At 31.5% G+C, this 18,559-nt stretch carries 16 protein-coding genes; 10 read left to right on the top strand and 6 right to left on the bottom strand.

All coding sequences use genetic code 11. The features are described from left to right. Positions 1 to 16 precede the first annotated feature (16 nt). The 3 genes from RHP49_09195 (at position 17) to RHP49_09185 (ending at position 3,079) form a co-directional block, all read left to right on the top strand. Entirely contained in the window at positions 17 to 1,546 is a 1,530-nt protein-coding gene (locus tag RHP49_09195) for a nucleoside transporter C-terminal domain-containing protein (GenBank protein WNH11100.1), read from the top strand. Positions 1,547 to 1,770: 224 nt separating this feature from the next. Beyond that, entirely contained in the window at positions 1,771 to 2,595 is an 825-nt protein-coding gene (locus RHP49_09190) for a thymidylate synthase (GenBank protein WNH11099.1), read from the top strand. 7 nt (positions 2,596 to 2,602) lie between these two features. Further along, entirely contained in the window at positions 2,603 to 3,079 is a 477-nt protein-coding gene (locus RHP49_09185) for an energy transducer TonB (protein WNH11098.1), read from the top strand. 53 nt (positions 3,080 to 3,132) lie between these two features. Here the strand turns inward: RHP49_09185 and RHP49_09180 are convergent, their stop codons facing one another. Continuing rightward, complete coding sequence (locus RHP49_09180) at positions 3,133 to 3,429, bottom strand: isoamylase early set domain-containing protein (protein WNH11097.1); 297 nt, start codon at positions 3,427 to 3,429, stop codon at positions 3,133 to 3,135. 302 nt (positions 3,430 to 3,731) lie between these two features. Between RHP49_09180 and RHP49_09175 the strand changes: the two genes are divergently transcribed. Both RHP49_09175 and RHP49_09170 read left to right on the top strand, forming a co-directional pair. Beyond that, positions 3,732 to 4,643, top strand: coding sequence for a dihydrofolate reductase (locus RHP49_09175; protein WNH11096.1), 912 nt, complete (start codon positions 3,732 to 3,734; stop codon positions 4,641 to 4,643). Between the two features lie 19 nt (positions 4,644 to 4,662). Further along, positions 4,663 to 6,048, top strand: a complete 1,386-nt coding sequence (locus tag RHP49_09170) for a hypothetical protein (protein WNH11095.1) — start codon at positions 4,663 to 4,665, stop codon at positions 6,046 to 6,048. A 14-nt stretch (positions 6,049 to 6,062) separates the two neighbouring features. Here the strand turns inward: RHP49_09170 and RHP49_09165 are convergent, their stop codons facing one another. Together RHP49_09165 and RHP49_09160 are read right to left on the bottom strand one after the other, a co-directional pair. Then, positions 6,063 to 6,614: a PepSY-associated TM helix domain-containing protein gene (locus tag RHP49_09165; GenBank protein WNH11094.1), complete on the bottom strand. Its 552-nt coding sequence runs from the start codon at positions 6,612 to 6,614 to the stop codon at positions 6,063 to 6,065. 76 nt (positions 6,615 to 6,690) lie between these two features. After that, positions 6,691 to 6,837: a hypothetical protein gene (locus RHP49_09160; GenBank protein WNH11093.1), complete on the bottom strand. Its 147-nt coding sequence runs from the start codon at positions 6,835 to 6,837 to the stop codon at positions 6,691 to 6,693. Between the two features lie 239 nt (positions 6,838 to 7,076). Here RHP49_09160 and RHP49_09155 point away from each other — a divergent pair, with 239 nt between their 5' ends. From RHP49_09155 to lspA, 3 genes are all read left to right on the top strand, one after another. Next, positions 7,077 to 8,633, top strand: a complete 1,557-nt coding sequence (locus tag RHP49_09155; GenBank protein WNH11092.1) for an FAD-binding protein — start codon at positions 7,077 to 7,079, stop codon at positions 8,631 to 8,633. 201 nt (positions 8,634 to 8,834) lie between these two features. Continuing rightward, positions 8,835 to 9,728, top strand: a complete 894-nt coding sequence (fabD, locus tag RHP49_09150) for an ACP S-malonyltransferase (protein ID WNH11091.1) — start codon at positions 8,835 to 8,837, stop codon at positions 9,726 to 9,728. Continuing rightward, positions 9,728 to 10,222: a signal peptidase II gene (gene lspA, locus RHP49_09145; GenBank protein WNH11090.1), complete on the top strand. Its 495-nt coding sequence runs from the start codon at positions 9,728 to 9,730 to the stop codon at positions 10,220 to 10,222. Before fabD ends, lspA begins: the two co-directional genes overlap by 1 nt. Before the next feature lie 74 nt (positions 10,223 to 10,296). On the opposite strand, the gene galE is transcribed toward lspA, so the two are convergent. Further along, positions 10,297 to 11,319: a UDP-glucose 4-epimerase GalE gene (galE, locus tag RHP49_09140; GenBank protein WNH11089.1), complete on the bottom strand. Its 1,023-nt coding sequence runs from the start codon at positions 11,317 to 11,319 to the stop codon at positions 10,297 to 10,299. Then, on the bottom strand, positions 11,312 to 12,466 hold the full coding sequence (locus RHP49_09135) for a DegT/DnrJ/EryC1/StrS family aminotransferase (protein WNH11088.1): 1,155 nt from the start codon (positions 12,464 to 12,466) through the stop codon (positions 11,312 to 11,314). Before RHP49_09135 ends, galE begins: the two co-directional genes overlap by 8 nt. 184 nt (positions 12,467 to 12,650) lie before the next feature. On the opposite strand from RHP49_09135, the gene RHP49_09130 reads away from it, so the two are divergent. Further along, positions 12,651 to 13,886, top strand: coding sequence for a glycosyltransferase N-terminal domain-containing protein (locus tag RHP49_09130; protein WNH11087.1), 1,236 nt, complete (start codon positions 12,651 to 12,653; stop codon positions 13,884 to 13,886). 50 nt (positions 13,887 to 13,936) lie between these two features. Then, a complete protein-coding gene (locus tag RHP49_09125; GenBank protein ID WNH11086.1) occupies positions 13,937 to 14,158 on the top strand; it encodes a hypothetical protein in 222 nt (73 codons plus the stop codon). Positions 14,159 to 14,331: 173 nt separating this feature from the next. On the opposite strand, the gene RHP49_09120 is transcribed toward RHP49_09125, so the two are convergent. Further along, positions 14,332 to 18,471, bottom strand: coding sequence for a two-component regulator propeller domain-containing protein (locus RHP49_09120; GenBank protein ID WNH11085.1), 4,140 nt, complete (start codon positions 18,469 to 18,471; stop codon positions 14,332 to 14,334). Positions 18,472 to 18,559: the final 88 nt, after the last annotated feature.

Genomic DNA, 18,559 nt, shown 5'->3' with positions numbered 1-18,559 from the left:
TTCTTTATATTAAAATATGAAAAAACTGTTTTTATTTTTTGCTGTTATCTTTTTAGTTTCAACTTCATCGATTATAGCACAAGATTTAGATAAAACAGTACAGATTGATTCCGTCGAAAATGTATTAACATCTCAAGCATTAGTATCAGATTCAATTCAAACAAGTAATCTTGAAACAACAATTGAGAATACTGCTGAGTCATCTAACATAAAGGACTTTACAAATATCATCATTCCTAGTCAAGGCTTTAGTATTAATAGCTTATGGCGTGGTATTTTAGGGATGCTGTCACTCATTTTTGTTGCTTTTCTATTTAGTAGTAATAGAAAAGCTATTAATTGGAAAATTGTTGGTATTGGTTTAGCTTTTCAATTACTAATTGCAATAGGCGTATTAAAAGTTGAATTTATAAAAATCATTTTTGAATTTATAGGAGCCTTGTTTGTTAGTGTTTTAGATTTTACAAGAGCTGGAAGTAAATTTTTATTTGAAGGTTTAGTGGTTGATATGGATACTTTTGGATTCATTTTCGCATTTCAAGTATTACCAACCATTATATTCTTTTCGGCATTAACTTCAGTTTTATTTTATTTAGGCATCATTCAAAAAGTAGTTAAAGGCATGGCTTGGTTACTTTCTAAAGCTTTAAAAATATCTGGAGCAGAAAGTTTAAGCGTTGCTGGAAATATCTTTTTAGGTCAAACCGAAGCACCTCTTTTAATTAAGGCTTATTTAGAAAAAATGAATAAGTCAGAAATGCTTTTAGTAATGATTGGAGGTATGGCTACTGTAGCTGGCGCTGTACTCGCTGCCTATATTGGCTTTCTTGGAGGTGACGATCCTGTTTTAAGATTATTTTATGCAAAACATTTATTAGCAGCCTCAGTAATGGCAGCTCCTGGAGCTATCGTTATTTCAAAAATATTATACCCTCAAACAGAAAATGTAAATACAGATGTTTCTGTTTCACAAGATAAAATTGGTTCTAACTTTTTAGATGCTATTGCCAATGGTACTACTGAAGGACTTAAACTTGCCGTAAATGTTGGCGCCATGCTTTTAGTTTTTGTCGCTTTTATTGCTATGTTTAATGGTATTTTAGGGTGGGTAGGAGATATATCTTCCGTTAATAGTTGGGTTGCAAACAATACATCTTACGAAAGTCTTTCTCTAGAACTTATTTTAGGCTACGCCTTTGCACCTCTTATGTGGCTTATTGGTGTTGCAAGCGAAGATATGGCTTTAATGGGGCAGCTTTTAGGTATTAAATTAGCCGCTAGTGAATTTATAGGATACATACAGCTAGCAGATTTAAAAAACGCTGCCAGCACTATTCATTTGACCTATGAAAAATCAATAATCATGGCAACTTATATGCTATGTGGCTTTGCTAATTTTGCTTCTATTGGTATTCAAATAGGAGGCATTGGTTCATTAGCACCTGGGCAACGCAAAACCCTATCTAAATTTGGTATGAAAGCTTTAATTGGTGGTACTATTGCGTCTTTAATTTCTGCTACAATTGCAGGAATGATAATAGGATAATAAGCCCCTTTAATCCCCCAAAGGGGAACCCTAAACACAAATTAAAATCGTTGATAACTTTCTAATATTTTATTTGAAAAACGACCCCTCACCTTTCCATATTTTATCTATTTTTATCGTCAGCATTTTGTCATGCTGAACGCAGTCGAAACACCTTTTAGTAAAGATTTCGATTACAAAATCAAGTTTAATTAAAAAAGATCCACATTTTCATGTGGAATATTATGAAGCAATATCACGACTTAGTAAAACACGTTTTAGAGAACGGAAATGAAAAAGGAGATAGAACAGGAACGGGAACTAAAAGCGTTTTTGGTTATCAGATGCGATTTGATTTAAGTGAAGGTTTCCCAATGGTTACTACAAAAAAACTACATTTAAAATCTATTATATACGAACTGCTTTGGTTTTTAAAAGGCGATACTAATATTAAGTACTTAACTGAAAACGGTGTACGTATTTGGAATGATTGGGCAGATAAAAATGGTGATCTTGGACCTGTTTATGGTCATCAATGGCGTAATTGGAATAGCGATGAAGTCGACCAAATTAAAGAAGTTATTGATACTTTAAAAAACAATCCAAATAGCCGAAGAATGTTAGTATCTGCATGGAACCCTTCAGTGCTCCCAGATACTTCAAAATCTTTTGATGAAAATGTGGCAAATGGTAAAGCTGCACTTCCGCCTTGTCATGCATTTTTTCAATTTTATGTTGCCAATGGAAAATTATCATGCCAACTTTATCAACGAAGTGCCGATATCTTTTTAGGCGTTCCTTTCAACATTGCGTCATACGCATTATTTACCATGATGATGGCTCAAGTATGTGGCTATGAAGCAGGAGAATTTATTCATACCTTTGGTGATGCTCACATTTATAGCAATCATTTTGAGCAGTTGGAATTACAATTATCTAGAGACTTACGTCCATTACCAAAAATGAAAATAAATCCTAATGTAAAAGATATTTTAGATTTTACTTTTGAAGATTTCACATTAGAAGATTATAATCCACACCCACATATTAAAGGTATTGTGGCAGTTTAAAATTGAAATGAAATATATCTATACATTACTTATAATTTTGATTAGCTCTTCTATTATTGCACAAGAAAATGAAATAAAAGAAAATCCAGAGCTAGTTTTTGAGGTAATTGAAAATGTTCCTGTTTATAAGGGTTGTGATAAAACTCTTTCTAATGCAGAAATAAAAAAATGCATGAGTTATAAAATCTCAGAACTTATTTCAAAAAATTTCAATATTAGAATAGCAAATAAAATTGGTTTACCTAATGGACTGGTAAAAATTAATGTAATTTTTAAAATCGACAAACATGGAAAAGTTACAGAAATTAGTTCAAGAGCACCCCACCCTGAACTAGAAAAAGAAGCTATTCGTGTTATAAAATTAATTCCTGACATGGAAAGACCTGGAATTCAAAGAGGCAAACCTGTAACAGTACCTTACTCTTTACCAATTAATTTTATGGTTGATAATAGCTCAAAAAAAAGCAGAAAAAAGAAAAATTAAAAAAAGGACTCTCCTAAATGAAAGTCCTTTTCGTTTAATTTCTCAGGATTTAACTAAACGTTTACTACACTATTTTCAGCTGCAGCGTAATCATTCCATGCATAGGCATCGGCAGCATCATCATTAACATAAGCACCGTCTACAACATATTTATATTCATAAGAACTATCAGCATCTAAATCTACAGTTGCTTTAAAAGTTCCGTTTTTTAATTTTTTAAGAGGCGTTGCTTTAGTATTCCATTCATTAAAACTTCCAATAACAGAAGCTTTTTTCGCTTCCTCAGCAAGTATAGAAAAAGTAACTTTACAAACTGGTTTGCTTTTTAAGTATTGTTTTTTAATAGCCATAATTTAAATGTTTTACGTGTTGTTTATAGTACAAATTTAGAAAACAATTTCTGAGAAAATTCATTTTAATGGCTTTAGGATAAAGAATTATCGATTTGTTAATATAGCCTTGCCTTAATTTTATGAATTAAAAAAAAACAAGAAGTAAATTGTAATATTATCAGTGGCTAAATCTTGTTTTTAACTGATTTTCAGCACTTTTTAACCGAAAACGTTTTCGGTATTTCAATATTTTAAAGCCTTAATTTAAACTTAAACATGTCATCAAAAAACTTTAACTTTACAATCATTATTTTAGTAATATGTTCGGAAAAAAGAAAATAGTCCCACAAATAGATAAAGACCAGTTAGAGCTTATACAAAATGCTCAAAAACGTATTAAACAAAAAAAGCGTTTATACATTCACTTTGTTATTTTTTTAATAGGTGCTGTCTTTTTAATTCTTGCCAATACCGTTTTAAAAATTGGTGAAAAATTTAAACCATTTGATATTGATTGGTTTGTTTTTGCTATACTTATTTGGCTTTTCTTTTTAATCTACCACATTTTCAATGTTTTTATAACTCATAAATTCATGGGTAAGGCTTGGGAACAAGAACAACTTGAAAAACTAGTAGCAAAACAAAAAATAAAAATAGAAAAACTTAAAACTGAACTTAAAAGAGAAATGCCTCATATTGCTAAAAGCGAAATTTATAATGAATCGCTTAATCCGGAAAGAAAGTCTGAACTTACTATTATTGTTGCTGCTGCAGAAAATGATGCCATTGGAAAAGGAAACAAATTAATTTGGCATTTAAGTGACGATTTAAAACGCTTTAAAAATCTTACTAACGGACACCATATTATTATGGGACGTAAAACTTTTGAAAGTTTCCCAAAGCCTCTACCAAATAGAACCCACATAGTTATTACAAGACAAGCAGATTACAAAGTGCCAGAAGGCGTCATTGTTGTTAACAGTTTAGAAGCTGCAATTGATGTTACAAAAAATGAATTGCAACCCTTTGTAATTGGTGGAGGAGAAATTTACAAACAAGCACTAGCTATTGCCGATAAAATTGAACTAACCCGGATACATGAAAATTTTGAAGCTGATACTTTTTTCCCAAAAATAGACACAACTATTTGGAAAGAAACAGCAAATACATTTCATAAAAAAGACGAAAAACATGATTATGAATTTTCATTTTTGACTTATGAAAGGAAATAGTTTCTGTTAATTTTTATAAATGATAAAAGCAATATCATCACGATTTCAATTATTAACAATTTGTTATATACTTCTATTTTTATCTCTTACTTCTTGTTCTTCAACAAAAAAATGGACAAGCAAAGTTATAAGCTCTGATATTCCATGTAAAATAAGAGAATCCAAATCACCTTTAAAAGATTTTACTGGCAACTATATAACCGTTATATATCTTAAAAATTTAGGGTTTGAAAAAATAGGACAAAACACAAATGATGAAGATGTAGCTTGGTTACTATCTCAAGGCTATCGCGTTATTGAACTCGATTATAATCACGATAAAAAAGCTTCGGCAACAAGCATAAACCAAGATATTATTGCCATTAATAATGATATTGCTAACAAATCATTCTGTGGATATACAAACTGCTCTCTTAACAAATCGTATGTATTGTTTGAAGGTTATAGAATTTCACGAGATGTCCCTTATTTTATAGACAATCCTAAAATTTATAATACGCCTAAAGAATATACTAAAGGAGACGAGTTACGAATGGATATTATCTATCCTGCAAATGCTTCGGTAACGGCACCTACCATTTTATCTTTCTCATACAGTAATAGTTACGCAACTTATGATAGTGATAAAGGGCAACTTACTGATGCTCATAAAGATTTACGAATGTTTTTACCATATACTTTTGCAGGTTTTAACGATTCTTTTTTAGATGGTCTACCCGCACATGGCATGGCTTGGGCTATTGCCGATCATCCAAAATATTGCCCTTGGGGAAGCGGTAAACCTGTAAATGGCAAAAACGACACTTATAAATCATATCAAACGAATCCTGATGCCACTCAAAAAATAAAGTCTGCTATTCGTACTTTACGTAAAATGAGTGATGAATTAGGCTTATCTGGAAATATTGGGGTTTACGGATTTTCTAGAGGCTCCACTGCTGGATCTTTAGCTATTGGAGATAAATCTGTTCCTGAATTTGAGAATGCAGGCTTTAATATAGGTGTTTCTGATGATATACAAGCTGCTGCATTAGGTCCTGGAGTTTTTGATTACACTCAAATTTACAATACTACAGATGATGGCGACTCTAATTTAGAATCCCGATGCGAATGGGCTTGGGGTAGTCTAGAAGATAATTTTGAACTATGGGAAACTATGGGCGCTTCTTATTTGGTTGAATCATCGGCTACTGCTCCTACTTTGTTTTTTCACAATACAGACGATGCACCTTACTATCAAGATCAATTTATTCATTTTAAAGCAAAATTAGATTCACTAAAAGTGCCTACGTCAACACTTATTAATTATGGAACGGGACATTCAGTACCTCAAACATCAAAAGATTTAAATATACTTTATGATTTTTTTAAAACATACTTATCGCCTCCTTCTTTAAATAAATGAATTGTTTAATTCTTTCACAAAAAACACAATAAAAACACAATAGGAAAAACAAGACCCGCTAAAGCAAGTTTCCAACCTCTATTCTTAAAAGAAAACTTCCCTTTATTTATAAGTAGTATACCTGTAACGGCTATAATGATTAAGGAAATTCCGAAAATATCAGAATAATAAATCCACCAATTAGAATTGGTTTTATGCAAAATCATAGTCTGACTAATAAATGGTGTTTTTATAAACGAAATTATTTCACCTTTACCTGTCTTTACATCAATTTCAACCTCGGTATTATTAAACATTAAGCGCAATGCCCCTCTTCTTACCATGTGTCTTTTTAGCTTATCGTCTATGTGTAAACTATTAGCCAAATTCTCAACAAAAGTATCAGAAATATCACTTTTGTTTTCAGGTAATTGTACTTGAATCTCCTTAATCTCCGTCGTATATTTATCGGGATGCCAAGTACTGCGATGATTCATTAAAATACCAGAAAAGGCAAATGAAATAATAAGTCCGACATAAAAATAGCCTAAATCTCTATGAATAGCTCTTAGCTGTTTTGTTTTCATGTGTTTATAATTATTGTTTTTTATAGGTCATATGTAACATTCATTTAATTCATTTCCTTGGGTATAGAAAATTTAGTTATGAATGCTCTGTAATAAGCGTAGCACCTTCAATAGGTTGCTTTGATGTAGAGAAGACTTTTCCGTTAATATTTTTAGTTTCTTGAGCATGTATTTGAAGACCAAAAAATAGAACTACTAATAAAATTCGAAGCGTATTTTTCATTATTATTTAGATTGATTATAAATTATTGGACAAATCTAAAAAACTAAATACCTATACACAATATTTATTTAGATTAATTAAAAATAACTTCACAAGAGACTCATTGTCAATTGATTAAATCCTTAAATTATTAGTAAAAACAATTAAAGTATTTATTTCCAATCATTTACATCCTTACTTCAAAGCTTAATTTGAAGAAAATAAATATCTAAATGCTACTATTTGTTTAATTTTGCATTATGGTAAAAGAACTTCAACTTCGTATTTCACTTAAAGAAGAAGAACGCAGTGATATTTTAGTAATAAAATCGGCACTTGCATTAGATATTGACAAAGAAGATATTACAGGCGTAAAAGTACTTAGGAAGTCTATTGATGCCCGAAAACCTAAAATTATCTTCAATTATAAAGTAGCCGTTTATATTAGAGAAGTATTACCTAAAACTTCAGAATACAAATTTGATTATAAAGATGTTTCAAAAGCAAAACCCATTCATATTATCGGGTTTGGACCAGCAGGCATGTATGCTGCTTTACGTTGTATAGAACTTGGTTTTAAACCTATTGTATTAGAACGTGGTAAAAATGTAAAGGACCGTCGTCGCGATTTAAAAGCCATCAATCAAGACCATTTTGTTAACGAAGATTCTAATTATTGCTTTGGTGAAGGTGGTGCAGGAACTTATAGCGATGGTAAACTATACACCCGAAGTTTAAAACGTGGTGATGTTAGACGCATATTTGAAAACTTAGTATTTCATGGTGCCACCGACCAAATTTTAGTAGATGCACACCCACATATAGGGACTAACAAACTCCCAAAAGTGGTTCAGAATATAAGAGAAACTATTTTAAGGCATGGTGGCGAGGTACATTTTGAAACACGAGTTACAGACTTCACCGTTAAAAACAATAAAATACAAGCCATTCAATTATTAAATGGTGAAGAAATGGTTGCTAACCGTGTTATTTTAGCAACCGGTCATTCGGCAAGAGATATCTTTTATTTACTTCATAAAAAAGAAATTGCATTAGAAGCAAAATCGTTTGCTATGGGTGTTCGTGTTGAACATCCGCAACATATAATTGACTCTATTCAATATCATTGTAGCGGTAATCGTCATGAGTTATTACCAGCTGCTTCGTACAGCTTAGTACAACAGGTTAACGAACGTGGTGTATATTCTTTTTGTATGTGCCCAGGCGGATTTATTGTACCTGCAGCAACTGCAAATGGCGAAGTAGTAGTAAATGGGATGTCACCTTCCAAACGAAATAATTTATATGCAAACTCTGGTATAGTAGTAGAAATTGATGTACATAGAGATTTGCCTAAATACGAACAATTTGGTCCTTTAAAAGGTTTAGAATATCAAAAAAATCTTGAACGTATGGCATTTACTGCAGGTGGTAGAAGTCAAGTAGCACCAGCACAACGTTTAACCGATTTTGTTGAAGGCAGATTGTCAGCAGATTTAAATCCTACCTCTTATCAACCAGGATTAAATTCGGCACCATTACATTCGCTTTTACCTAAATTAATAGGTAGCAGACTTAGAAAAGGCTTTGCTGCTTTCGGGCAAAAAATGAAAGGTTATTATACCGAAGAAGCAAATATTGTTGGTGTAGAATCTAGAACCTCATCTCCTGTTTGTATTCCTAGAAACGAACAATTAGAACACCCGCAAATTGAAGGTTTATTTCCATGTGGCGAAGGCGGTGGTTACGCTGGTGGTATTGTATCGGCAGCTATGGATGGAGAACGATGCGCCGAAGCAGCTATTGTTGGTTTGTAACTGTAATTATAAAAAAATAGTATTAATCTTTGTTGTTATTTCACTAATCAAAATCCATAGTTTAATATTTAATATCGACTCCTCTGTGAAACTCCAATAACTCTGTATAACTCTGCGTAACAACTATTTCACAAAGTAATTCTTCATATCTTTAAAGTCTTATAAAATTCTTATTTTTGCAGCTCTAAAAACAAACCAACTATGAACGCATATATATTTCCAGGTCAAGGTGCACAATTCTCAGGAATGGGTTTAGACCTTTATGAAAATTCCACTTTAGCACAAGAACTATTTGAACAAGCCAATGAAATTCTTGGTTTCAATATCACTGATATTATGTTTGAAGGTACTGCTGAAGCTTTAAAAGAAACTAAAGTAACCCAACCCGCTATATTTTTACATTCTGTAATTCTAGCTAAAACTTTAGGAGACAGCTTTAAACCAGATATGGTTGCCGGTCATTCCCTAGGAGAATTTTCAGCCTTAGTAGCTAATGGCGCTTTAAACTTTAAAGACGGTTTAAAATTAGTATCGCAGCGTGCTTTAGCGATGCAAAAAGCGTGTGAATTACAGCCAAGTACTATGGCAGCCGTTTTAGGTTTGGAAGATGCTATTGTTGAAAAAATATGTACTGAAACTGAAGGTATTGTTGTAGCTGCTAACTATAACTGCCCTGGACAATTAGTTATTTCTGGTGAAGTTGATGCTATTAACAGAGCTTGTGAAAGTTTAAAAGAAGCTGGAGCACGTCGTGCTTTAGTACTACCTGTTGGAGGCGCATTTCACTCACCACTAATGGAACCGGCTCGCGAAGAGTTAGCTGCTGCTATTGAAAATACAACATTTAGCAAACCAAACTGTCCAATTTATCAAAATGTAACAGCAAGTGCTATAACTGATGAAATGGCTATTAAAGCAAATTTAATTTCTCAATTAACGGCTCCTGTAAGATGGACACAATCTGTACAGCAAATGATAGCAGATGGCGCTTCACTATTTACCGAAGTTGGTCCAGGAAAAGTATTACAAGGCTTAGTAAAGAAAATTAACAGAACGTCTGAAACTGTTTCTGCAACTTTTGAAACTAATAACTAATGACCTTATCTAAAAGATCGCTCTATATCTTTTCAACAATAATTGTTACTATCGTAATCGATCAAATCTCTAAAATTATTGTTAGAAAATATATAGATTCAAAAGAAGTAATAAACCTTATTGGCGAGTACTTTTCTCTTCATAATGTAGAAAACGAAGGTGCTTTTCTTGGTATGGGAAGTGATTTAAACCCAACCTTAAGAATCATACTATTACTTATTTTACCTATTGTTGTTTTAGGCTATATTTTACGATATATTTTAAAAGACAAAAACTTAGACAACTGGTCACTTTTTGCTTTTGCAAGTATTATTGGTGGCGGTATAGCTAATGTTTTTGATCGAGTAGCTTTTGGATCTGTTACAGATTTCTTTTATATAAGACTAAACGATGTTCTTAGAACAGGCATTTTTAATATGGCTGATTTATCGGTTACAACAGGTATGATAATTTTAGTTATTGTTAGTTTTAGGAAGAAGAAAGAACAATCATAAAATAAAATGACACTAAAAAAGGCTATCTAAAATAATTTTAGATAGCCTTTTTTAATTTATAAATATCAATTACACTACTTGCTTCTAACTTTCTGCTCCCACTTCCAAGCAGAACGCATTGCATCATCTAAAGACAATTCGGTTTTCCAACCTAACTCTTCATTAGCTTTTTTGGTATCAGCATACGCCGAAATAATATCGCCTTCTCTCCTATCTACAATTTTATAATTCAATTTTTTACCAGAAACCTTCTCAAAAGCTTGAACAACTTCTAAAACAGAACTACCTGTTCCTGTTCCTAAGTTAAACGTTTCGTAATTTTCTTTGTTCTTATTATTAAGTAAACGCCCCAATGCAATAACGTGTGCTTTGGCTAAATCGACCACATGAATATAATCACGAATACAAGTACCATCTGGAGTTGGGTAATCATCACCAAAAACAGACAATTGTTCACGAAGACCAATGGCGGTTTGAGTAATAAACGGCACTAAATTTTGAGGAACTCCTATCGGTAATTCTCCTATCTCAACAGATTCATGAGCCCCAACTGGATTAAAATATCGTAATGCAATCGCTTTTAATGATGGTGTTACTTTACAGGTATCGCTAATAATCTCTTCTCCTATTTGTTTTGTATTTCCATAAGGCGATTCAGCTTGCTTTACAGGTGCGTTTTCTGTTATTGGTAATTCATCCGCCTGTCCATAAACAGTACAAGATGAGCTAAAAATAAAACTTGCCTCAGGTAATTTTTTTAATTCTTTAAGAATATAAACCAAGGTGCTTATATTATTTTCATAATACAACAAAGGTTCTTTAACACTTTCTCCAACAGCTTTACTAGCAGCAAAATGAATCACTCCTTTTACATCACTATGGCGTTGAAAAAAATTCTCTACGTCTAACTTATTTTTTAGATCAATTTTTTCAAAAGTTGGCATTTTACCTGTTATGGCTGTTATACCATCTAAAACATCTATTGAAGAATTTGATAAATCGTCAATAATAACAACCTCGTAGCCTTCATTTTGTAATTCTACAACGGTATGAGATCCAATAAAGCCTAATCCGCCAGTAACTAAAATTTTATCCATTTATAAAGTTTATAATTGTTGAAGTTATGTAATCTATTTGGTCATCATCCAATTCGGTATGCATAGGTAACGATATAACCTCTTTAACCAACAGATTGGTTACAGTAAAATCTGCTTCATTATAACGTTCGTCTGCATAAGCTTTTTGATTATGAAGCGGAATTGGATAATAAACGCCACAAGGAATATCTTTTTCATTTAAATGCTTTACTAATGCATCTCTATCTACTCCTTTTATTTTTAATGTATATTGATGAAAGACATGACAATCGCAAGTATCGCAAATATCAGTACATCCATTGGATACTTTTGGAGTAATAATAGCATCAATACCTTGAAATGCTTTATTGTATTTTCTAGCAGCGTTTTGCCTTGCTTTATTATAAGTATCTAAATTTGGTAATTTAGCATCTAAAACGCCCGCTTGAATACTATCTAGTCTGGAATTAACTCCAACAACATCATGATGATAACGTTCATACATCCCATGATTTACAATACCTCTTATGGTATGAGCTAAATCGTCATCATTTGTAAATATAGCACCACCATCACCATAACAACCTAAGTTTTTTGATGGAAAAAATGACGTAGATGCTACATGCCCAATAGTACCAGCCTTAGCTTTAGAACCATCTTTGTATGTGTAGTTAGCACCAATAGCTTGTGCATTGTCTTCAATTACATATAAATTATGGGCTTTTGCTAATTCCATAATCGCCTCCATATTAGCACACTGTCCAAACAAGTGTACAGGCACTATTGCTTTGGTTTTAGGAGTAATAGCTTTTTCAATGGCTTCAATACTTATATTAAAATCATCTTCATTAACATCAACCAAAACAGGTGTTAAATTAAGTAAAGCAATAACCTCAACGGTTGCAGCAAATGTAAAATCGGCAGTAATAACCTCATCACCTGGTTTTAAACCTAGACCCATCATAGCTATTTGTAATGCATCTGTACCATTTGCACATGGAATGACATGTTTTACGCCTAAGTATTGCTCTAAATTCTTTTGAAATTGATGGACCTTAGGTCCATTTATAAATGATGTTGTTTCTAAAACTTCTTGGATAGATGTGTTTACCACGTCTTTAATTCCTTCATATTGACCTTTTAGGTCAACCATTTGAATTTTCTTCATCTAAAAAAAATTATAGTCTAAATTCAGTAATTAAGACTCTTTTAATGAAAACCCTTTATCGGGTGATTTGTAGCTTACGAAATTACGAAATTCAATAACGTTAACCAATGAAACATTTATGAATAATATTAATTTAATAAAGAAATTATTTTAAAGAAATGTATTTTAGCAACAAATAAAAAATTTGAGTTTATTATACAACATAGGCATACATTTAACACATTTTGGATTAGAATGTGTCTCACCTTTTAATTCGAAAATAAGAAAAGGTAATATTGGGCGCTCAAATACCTTTGATATACTAAAAAACAAATTAACCAAGAACGATAAAACACTATGGTTTCATTGTGCCTCTTTAGGAGAATATGAACAAGGTCTACCTGTCTTTAAAGCGCTTAGACAACATTATGCAAACCATAAAATTGTACTTAGCTTTTTTTCTCCTTCTGGTTACGAAATAAGAAAACATACACCTATTGCAGATGTTGTTGTGTACCTGCCATTAGACACTAAAAAAAACGCAAAATTATTTTTAGACATTGTTAATCCAGAACTTACCGTATTTGTTAAATATGATATTTGGCCAAATTTTTTAAAGCAATTAAAAGAAAGGAAATTACGTGCTATTTTAATTTCTGCTGCCTTTAGAAAAAATCAATCGTTTTTCAAGTTTTATGGCAAACAATTAAGAGAAGCTCTTTTTGCTTTCGAACATATTTTTACTCAAAACGAAAGTTCAAAACAATTACTTGAATCGATAAATTATAAAAACGTTACCGTTTCTGGAGATACTCGGTTTGATCGTGTTTATAGCCAGTTAGAGCAAGACAATACATTAAATTTTATTTCGGAATTTAAACAAGATAAACTATGCGTTGTTGCGGGTAGTACTTGGCCAGAAGGAGAAGATTTATTTATTAATTATATAAACTCCAATTCATTAAATGATGTAAAATTTATTATTGCTCCTCATAATATCAAAAGCGCTCAAATAACTAATTTAAAAAACAAACTGAATGTAAAAACTGTTTTGTTTTCAGAAAAAGAAAGTGTTAATATAACTGATGCGAAGGTATTTATTATAGATACTATTGGAATTCTAACTAAAATATATAATTATGCCGACATCGCTTATGTTGGAGGTGCTCTAGGAAATTCTGGCTTACACAACACTTTAGAACCAGCTGTTTTTGGAGTTCCTATTATTATTGGAAATAATCATTCTAAATTTCCTGAAGCCCAAGCTTTGATTGATAATCACGGTATGTTTTCTATTTCTAATCAAAAAGAATTTGATGAAATTTTAATTGAATTAATTAAAAATCAAAGCAAAAGACTGGAAACAGGGAAAAATAATTCGGTTTATATTGAAAAGAACAAAGGTGCTGTCATCCAAATACTTAATTATTTACGTATATAATTAGAATTTGATTAAATTATTAATCAATAAAAACACTAAAACAAAAACCAATGAAAAAATTATTCTTAAGTACCGCTTTATTATTAGTATTAAGTCTTTCTTTTACATCTTGTAGAGAAACAAAAAAAGCAGAATCTGTTGAAGATGTAATTGAAAATGTTGGTGACGCTATTGAAAGTGCTGCAGAAACAACAGGAGATGCGGTTGAAGCTGTAGACAGTGCTATTGATACCACTGGCGATGCAATTAATAATAGCTCTGCTGATGAATAGATAATGTTGTGACCCTGTGAAAAATAAAATTGACGAGTTTAAACACTAAATTTTTTAGTTTAAATATAAAAAAAGGAGAAGTTAAAAACTTCTCCTTTTTTTATGCTTTTTTATCAATGGTAATAAATTAATTGCTTAGAAAGTGAATGAATAAACTTAAAAACAATTGCTTTTTATTCTATATTTTTAGTTGATTTTTTATAATCTGAAGGCACAACACCAAACTGTTTTTTAAATAATTGTCTGAAATATTTTGGGCTATTAAAACCAACTTCAAAGGCAGCTTGCGAAATAGAAAGATTTTCATTTTTAATAAGATTCGCCGCTTTTTTTATTTTTACCATGTTAATATATTCATTTATATTTTTACCAGTGATGGCTTTAATCTTTCTAAAAAGCGAAGTTCTACTCATTCCTATACCTATTACAATATCATTTACACTAGTTTTTTCTTCTCGCATGTGAATGAGAATAATTCCATCCAGTTTTCTTAAAAATTCTTTTTCCTTGTCTAATAAATTTGATTGTTCTTTTGAAAAAGTTTCGAGTGGTTCTGCTTGTTCTAAGAAATACTTTCTTAGTAACATTCTACTATTAATAAGGTTTTTAATTCTAACTTGTAGAAGTTGGCTATTAAAAGGTTTGACTATATAATCATCCGCACCTGTTATATAACCTGTTTTTATACTTTCTATATTGTTTTTAGCCGATAACAAAATGATTGGAATGTGTGTAGTAGTCATTTCTTTTTTCAAAATCTCACATAAATCAATACCGCTTTTCTTGGGCATCATAATATCCGAAATAATTAAATCGGGAACATATTGTATCGCTTTATCAATACCTTCTTGTCCATTTTCAGCATAAAGAATATCATAATGGTTGTCAAGTAATCCTTCAAGATATTTAAGTATGTCTGGATTATCATCAATAACCAAAATAACCAATCGGTCTTCATGGGGGTTGATTGTAGTTTTTATTTTTTCCTCAGAAACTTTAATTGCAGTTGGCCCCCATGCATTTAAAGGAGAAATATCAACTTCTTCAGAAGGCTCTCTATTAACATTATCTATTGGAGTCATAGAAAACAATGATTCATCTCTGGGTATACTAAAAGTAAAAACAGATCCTTTATTAAGTTCACTTTCAACGGCTAATTTACCTTTATGCAATTCGGCAAAATTTTTGGATAATGCAAGCCCTATTCCTGATCCTTTTTTTCTTGGCAAGGATTTAGATTGATAATACCACTCAAAAATATGATCCAAGTCTTTTGGATGTATTCCAGAACCGTTATCATTAACTATAATTTTAAAAAAAGCTTCATCTTTAATAAGTGATACTTTTATTTCTCCCTTGTCCTTAGAATATTTGAAGGCATTTGAAAGTAGGTTGTTAACAATTATTTGTACTTTTTCAATATCAAACCATGCTATCAAATCTTTTTTAGGCAAAGTAAGACTTAGTTTAATTCCTTTCTTTTTAGCCATTAAAAGGTAATTATCGATTAATTGCTTTAAAACGGAAGAAAGATTGTGTTTCCCTATAAATAAGTCGCTTAACCCGACTTCTGACTTTCTAAATTCTAAAAGTTTATTAATAGATTGGAATAAGTAGGTAGCATTCTTTTTTATTAAGCGCATACTATCTGCATGTTTTTTGTTGCGCAATTCTGGGATCATATCATTAACTGGTCCCAATATTAAAGTTAGTGGCGTTCTTAGCTCATGAGAGAAACTAGTAAAAAAACGGATTCTTTCCTCATTAAAATCGTGTTCTAACTGACGTTGCTTCTTCTCAAATAGTAGAGAATTTTTTAATTTAATATGGTTGGAATAGTATTTCATGCCTACAAATATGGTAGCAGCTATTAATAGTAAATACAAGATGTAGGCAGGGACTGTTCTCCAAAAAGGAGGTGTAATGGACACTAATAATTGATTATAAACTTCTTGTCCCGATCCTAATTTTGCTTTTACTTTTAAAGTATAATTTCCTGGAGGAACATTGCTCAAATTAGCTGAGCCATTACTTTTGGTATCAATCCAATGATTATGGTATCCCTCTAGTAAGTACGAATAATTAATATTTTTTGCTACAGGAAACTTTAGAACGACAAAATCAACAGAAAACATGGTTTGATCATGGTTTAATGTAATATGATCTTGATAGGAAATAGAATTCTCTAAAATGGCTTTTTTATGATTAGGTGTAACAGGAACTTTCTTGTTAAGTATTTGCATGTTTTCAAAAACAATTGGATATGTTTGAGTCCTATCTTTATGAAGGTTTTTGGGGTTAAACATATTAAACCCTTTGTTTCCTCCAAAATAAAGGTATCTATTTTTACTTTTTAAGGCAGCCCCTATATTAAACTCACTACGTTGAATATTGTTAAATGTATTTAAGTTATCAATTTTATTCGTTATAATATTGTAATGACTAATACCTTCAAAAGTACCTAACCATATATCTATTTCATTCTCCATTACAATACTATTTACACTATTATTGCTAAGTCCATCATTTTCTGTAAAACTCAAACAGGTATGTGTTTTAGGATTCAATCTTATTAAACCACCATAACGAGTTCCAGCAAGTATATCTCCATTTTTTATAGGGAGTAGACAGTAAATTACATCGCTTGTCATACCCCTAGTATTGGCTATCTTATAAAAAGTAGCATTATCATTATTAGGTTTGTACTTGATAATGCCATCTCCATAAGTGGCCAACCACAAAGAGCCATTGTCGCCATTTCTTATATCTCTTATATCTATCTTCCCAAGACTTTCAATATAATCAAACTGATCTTTTTCTTCTATATATTTAAACAGACCTCCACGGTTAGTGCCAACCCATATTTGTCCTGTATTATCCTCAAAAATTTTTCTAATATCACTGCCATCTTCTGTATTTCCTTGTAAATAATGTTTACAATGTCCAGTTTCTATATCCATTTTATTTAAACCGCCTCTGTATGTACCAATCCAAACCCTACTCTCTTTATCCTCAAGCAAGGAAAGGACATAGTCATTACTTAAACTATGTTTGTCATTTGGATCATGCTGATAATACCAAAATTCACCAGTAGTTGGATCAAAAAGATTTAAGCCACCTCCATCAGTGCCAATCCAAATTTTTCCGTCTTTTTTCTCTGTAAATGCCCCAATTCTATCATGTGACAATGCATTCGGGGTCTCTATGTTTTTATGGAAGAGTTTAATAGGCTCTCCTTTCGGGTTAACAAAGTTTAATCCCGTACTGGTTCCCAACCACATATTACCTTCTTTGTCCATTTTAATTGAGGATACTGTTCTGTTAAATACGCTGGAACCATCAGTTTTAGGTAAAAACCATTTTATAGAAATCCTATCTTTTTTTGATAAAAATGAAGATATATCAAGAATATTTAATCCTCCATTAAGCGTACCAATCCACATTTGACCTTGGTTGTCCTCTTCAAATGAAAGAATACTATTACCACTTAAACCTTTGTCAGAAAAAGAAGACGCTTTCAATCCTAAGGTATCCCCTTTGGTAGTTAGAACTTGTAATCCATCAACACTACCTATCCATAGATTGTCTTTAGAATCTGTGTAAAGTGAATTAATTTTTAAAGAAGGAAGAGCACTATTTTCTCCATAAGGAATTCTGGTTATGGTCTTAGTATTAAAATTAAATCTGTTTAGACCTCTATCAGTAGTACCTATCCATAAAATAGAATCTCCTTGTACGGTCAAACTAGAAACATTATTTGAAGATATAGAAGAAGCATTATTGGGTTGGTGGCTAAAGGTCTGTAAGTTTCCATCTTTGTCAATAAATTGAATACCCCAATGGTGACGAGATGCACCTACAACAAGTTCATTATTAGGACCAATAACGAAACTGCTTATAGCGTTTTCTATTGCTTTGCCGTTATGCTTTAAAACTTTAAATGTCTCATGTTTTGTATCATATATATTAAGTCCTTCATCAGTAGCCAATAATAAATTGCCATGATCATCTGCTGTAATTTGTTCAACATGGTTATTGATTAAACTAGATTCTTGATTTTGATACTCTTTTTTGAATTTAGTAAAACTTGTACCATCATAACGGTTTATTCCTTCTATTGTTGCAACCCATATAAAACCAAGAGAATCCTGTTCTACACTGTTTACATAATTGTTAGACAGCCCTGATTCTACATCCAACAAATGGAAAGTTAGAATATCTTCAATTGATTTAGATGGCAATTGGGAATCCTGACAATATACAATACAAGTATTAAGCAAACAGAAAAGAAAAATAAAAGTATTTTTTATCATTATAAAATTTACAGATTTTAATTTAAATTAAAAAAACAGAAATTGTTTGATATTTAGATATATGTTGCCAAACATAAATTAAGATTAT

The organism is Flavobacteriaceae bacterium HL-DH10, assembly GCA_031826515.1.
In the GTDB taxonomy this organism is placed as follows: Bacteria; Bacteroidota; Bacteroidia; order Flavobacteriales; family Flavobacteriaceae; genus Thalassobellus; species Thalassobellus suaedae.
Note: the sequence above shows the minus strand (reverse complement) of the source record. Positions and strands in the feature narration are given on the sequence as shown.

What these genes read in the sequence shown, in the direction of transcription:
- RHP49_09195 (WNH11100.1), top strand. Translation starts at nt 17, where the DNA reads ATGAAAAAACTGTTTTTATTTTTTGCTGTTATCTTTTTAGTTTCAACT.
- RHP49_09190 (WNH11099.1), top strand. Translation starts at nt 1,771, where the DNA reads ATGAAGCAATATCACGACTTAGTAAAACACGTTTTAGAGAACGGAAAT.
- RHP49_09185 (WNH11098.1), top strand. Translation starts at nt 2,603, where the DNA reads ATGAAATATATCTATACATTACTTATAATTTTGATTAGCTCTTCTATT.
- RHP49_09180 (WNH11097.1), bottom strand. Translation starts at nt 3,429, where the DNA reads ATGGCTATTAAAAAACAATACTTAAAAAGCAAACCAGTTTGTAAAGTT.
- RHP49_09175 (WNH11096.1), top strand. Translation starts at nt 3,732, where the DNA reads ATGTTCGGAAAAAAGAAAATAGTCCCACAAATAGATAAAGACCAGTTA.
- RHP49_09170 (WNH11095.1), top strand. Translation starts at nt 4,663, where the DNA reads ATGATAAAAGCAATATCATCACGATTTCAATTATTAACAATTTGTTAT.
- RHP49_09165 (WNH11094.1), bottom strand. Translation starts at nt 6,614, where the DNA reads ATGAAAACAAAACAGCTAAGAGCTATTCATAGAGATTTAGGCTATTTT.
- RHP49_09160 (WNH11093.1), bottom strand. Translation starts at nt 6,837, where the DNA reads ATGAAAAATACGCTTCGAATTTTATTAGTAGTTCTATTTTTTGGTCTT.
- RHP49_09155 (WNH11092.1), top strand. Translation starts at nt 7,077, where the DNA reads ATGGTAAAAGAACTTCAACTTCGTATTTCACTTAAAGAAGAAGAACGC.
- fabD (WNH11091.1), top strand. Translation starts at nt 8,835, where the DNA reads ATGAACGCATATATATTTCCAGGTCAAGGTGCACAATTCTCAGGAATG.
- lspA (WNH11090.1), top strand. Translation starts at nt 9,728, where the DNA reads ATGACCTTATCTAAAAGATCGCTCTATATCTTTTCAACAATAATTGTT.
- galE (WNH11089.1), bottom strand. Translation starts at nt 11,319, where the DNA reads ATGGATAAAATTTTAGTTACTGGCGGATTAGGCTTTATTGGATCTCAT.
- RHP49_09135 (WNH11088.1), bottom strand. Translation starts at nt 12,466, where the DNA reads ATGAAGAAAATTCAAATGGTTGACCTAAAAGGTCAATATGAAGGAATT.
- RHP49_09125 (WNH11086.1), top strand. Translation starts at nt 13,937, where the DNA reads ATGAAAAAATTATTCTTAAGTACCGCTTTATTATTAGTATTAAGTCTT.
- RHP49_09120 (WNH11085.1), bottom strand. Translation starts at nt 18,471, where the DNA reads ATGATAAAAAATACTTTTATTTTTCTTTTCTGTTTGCTTAATACTTGT.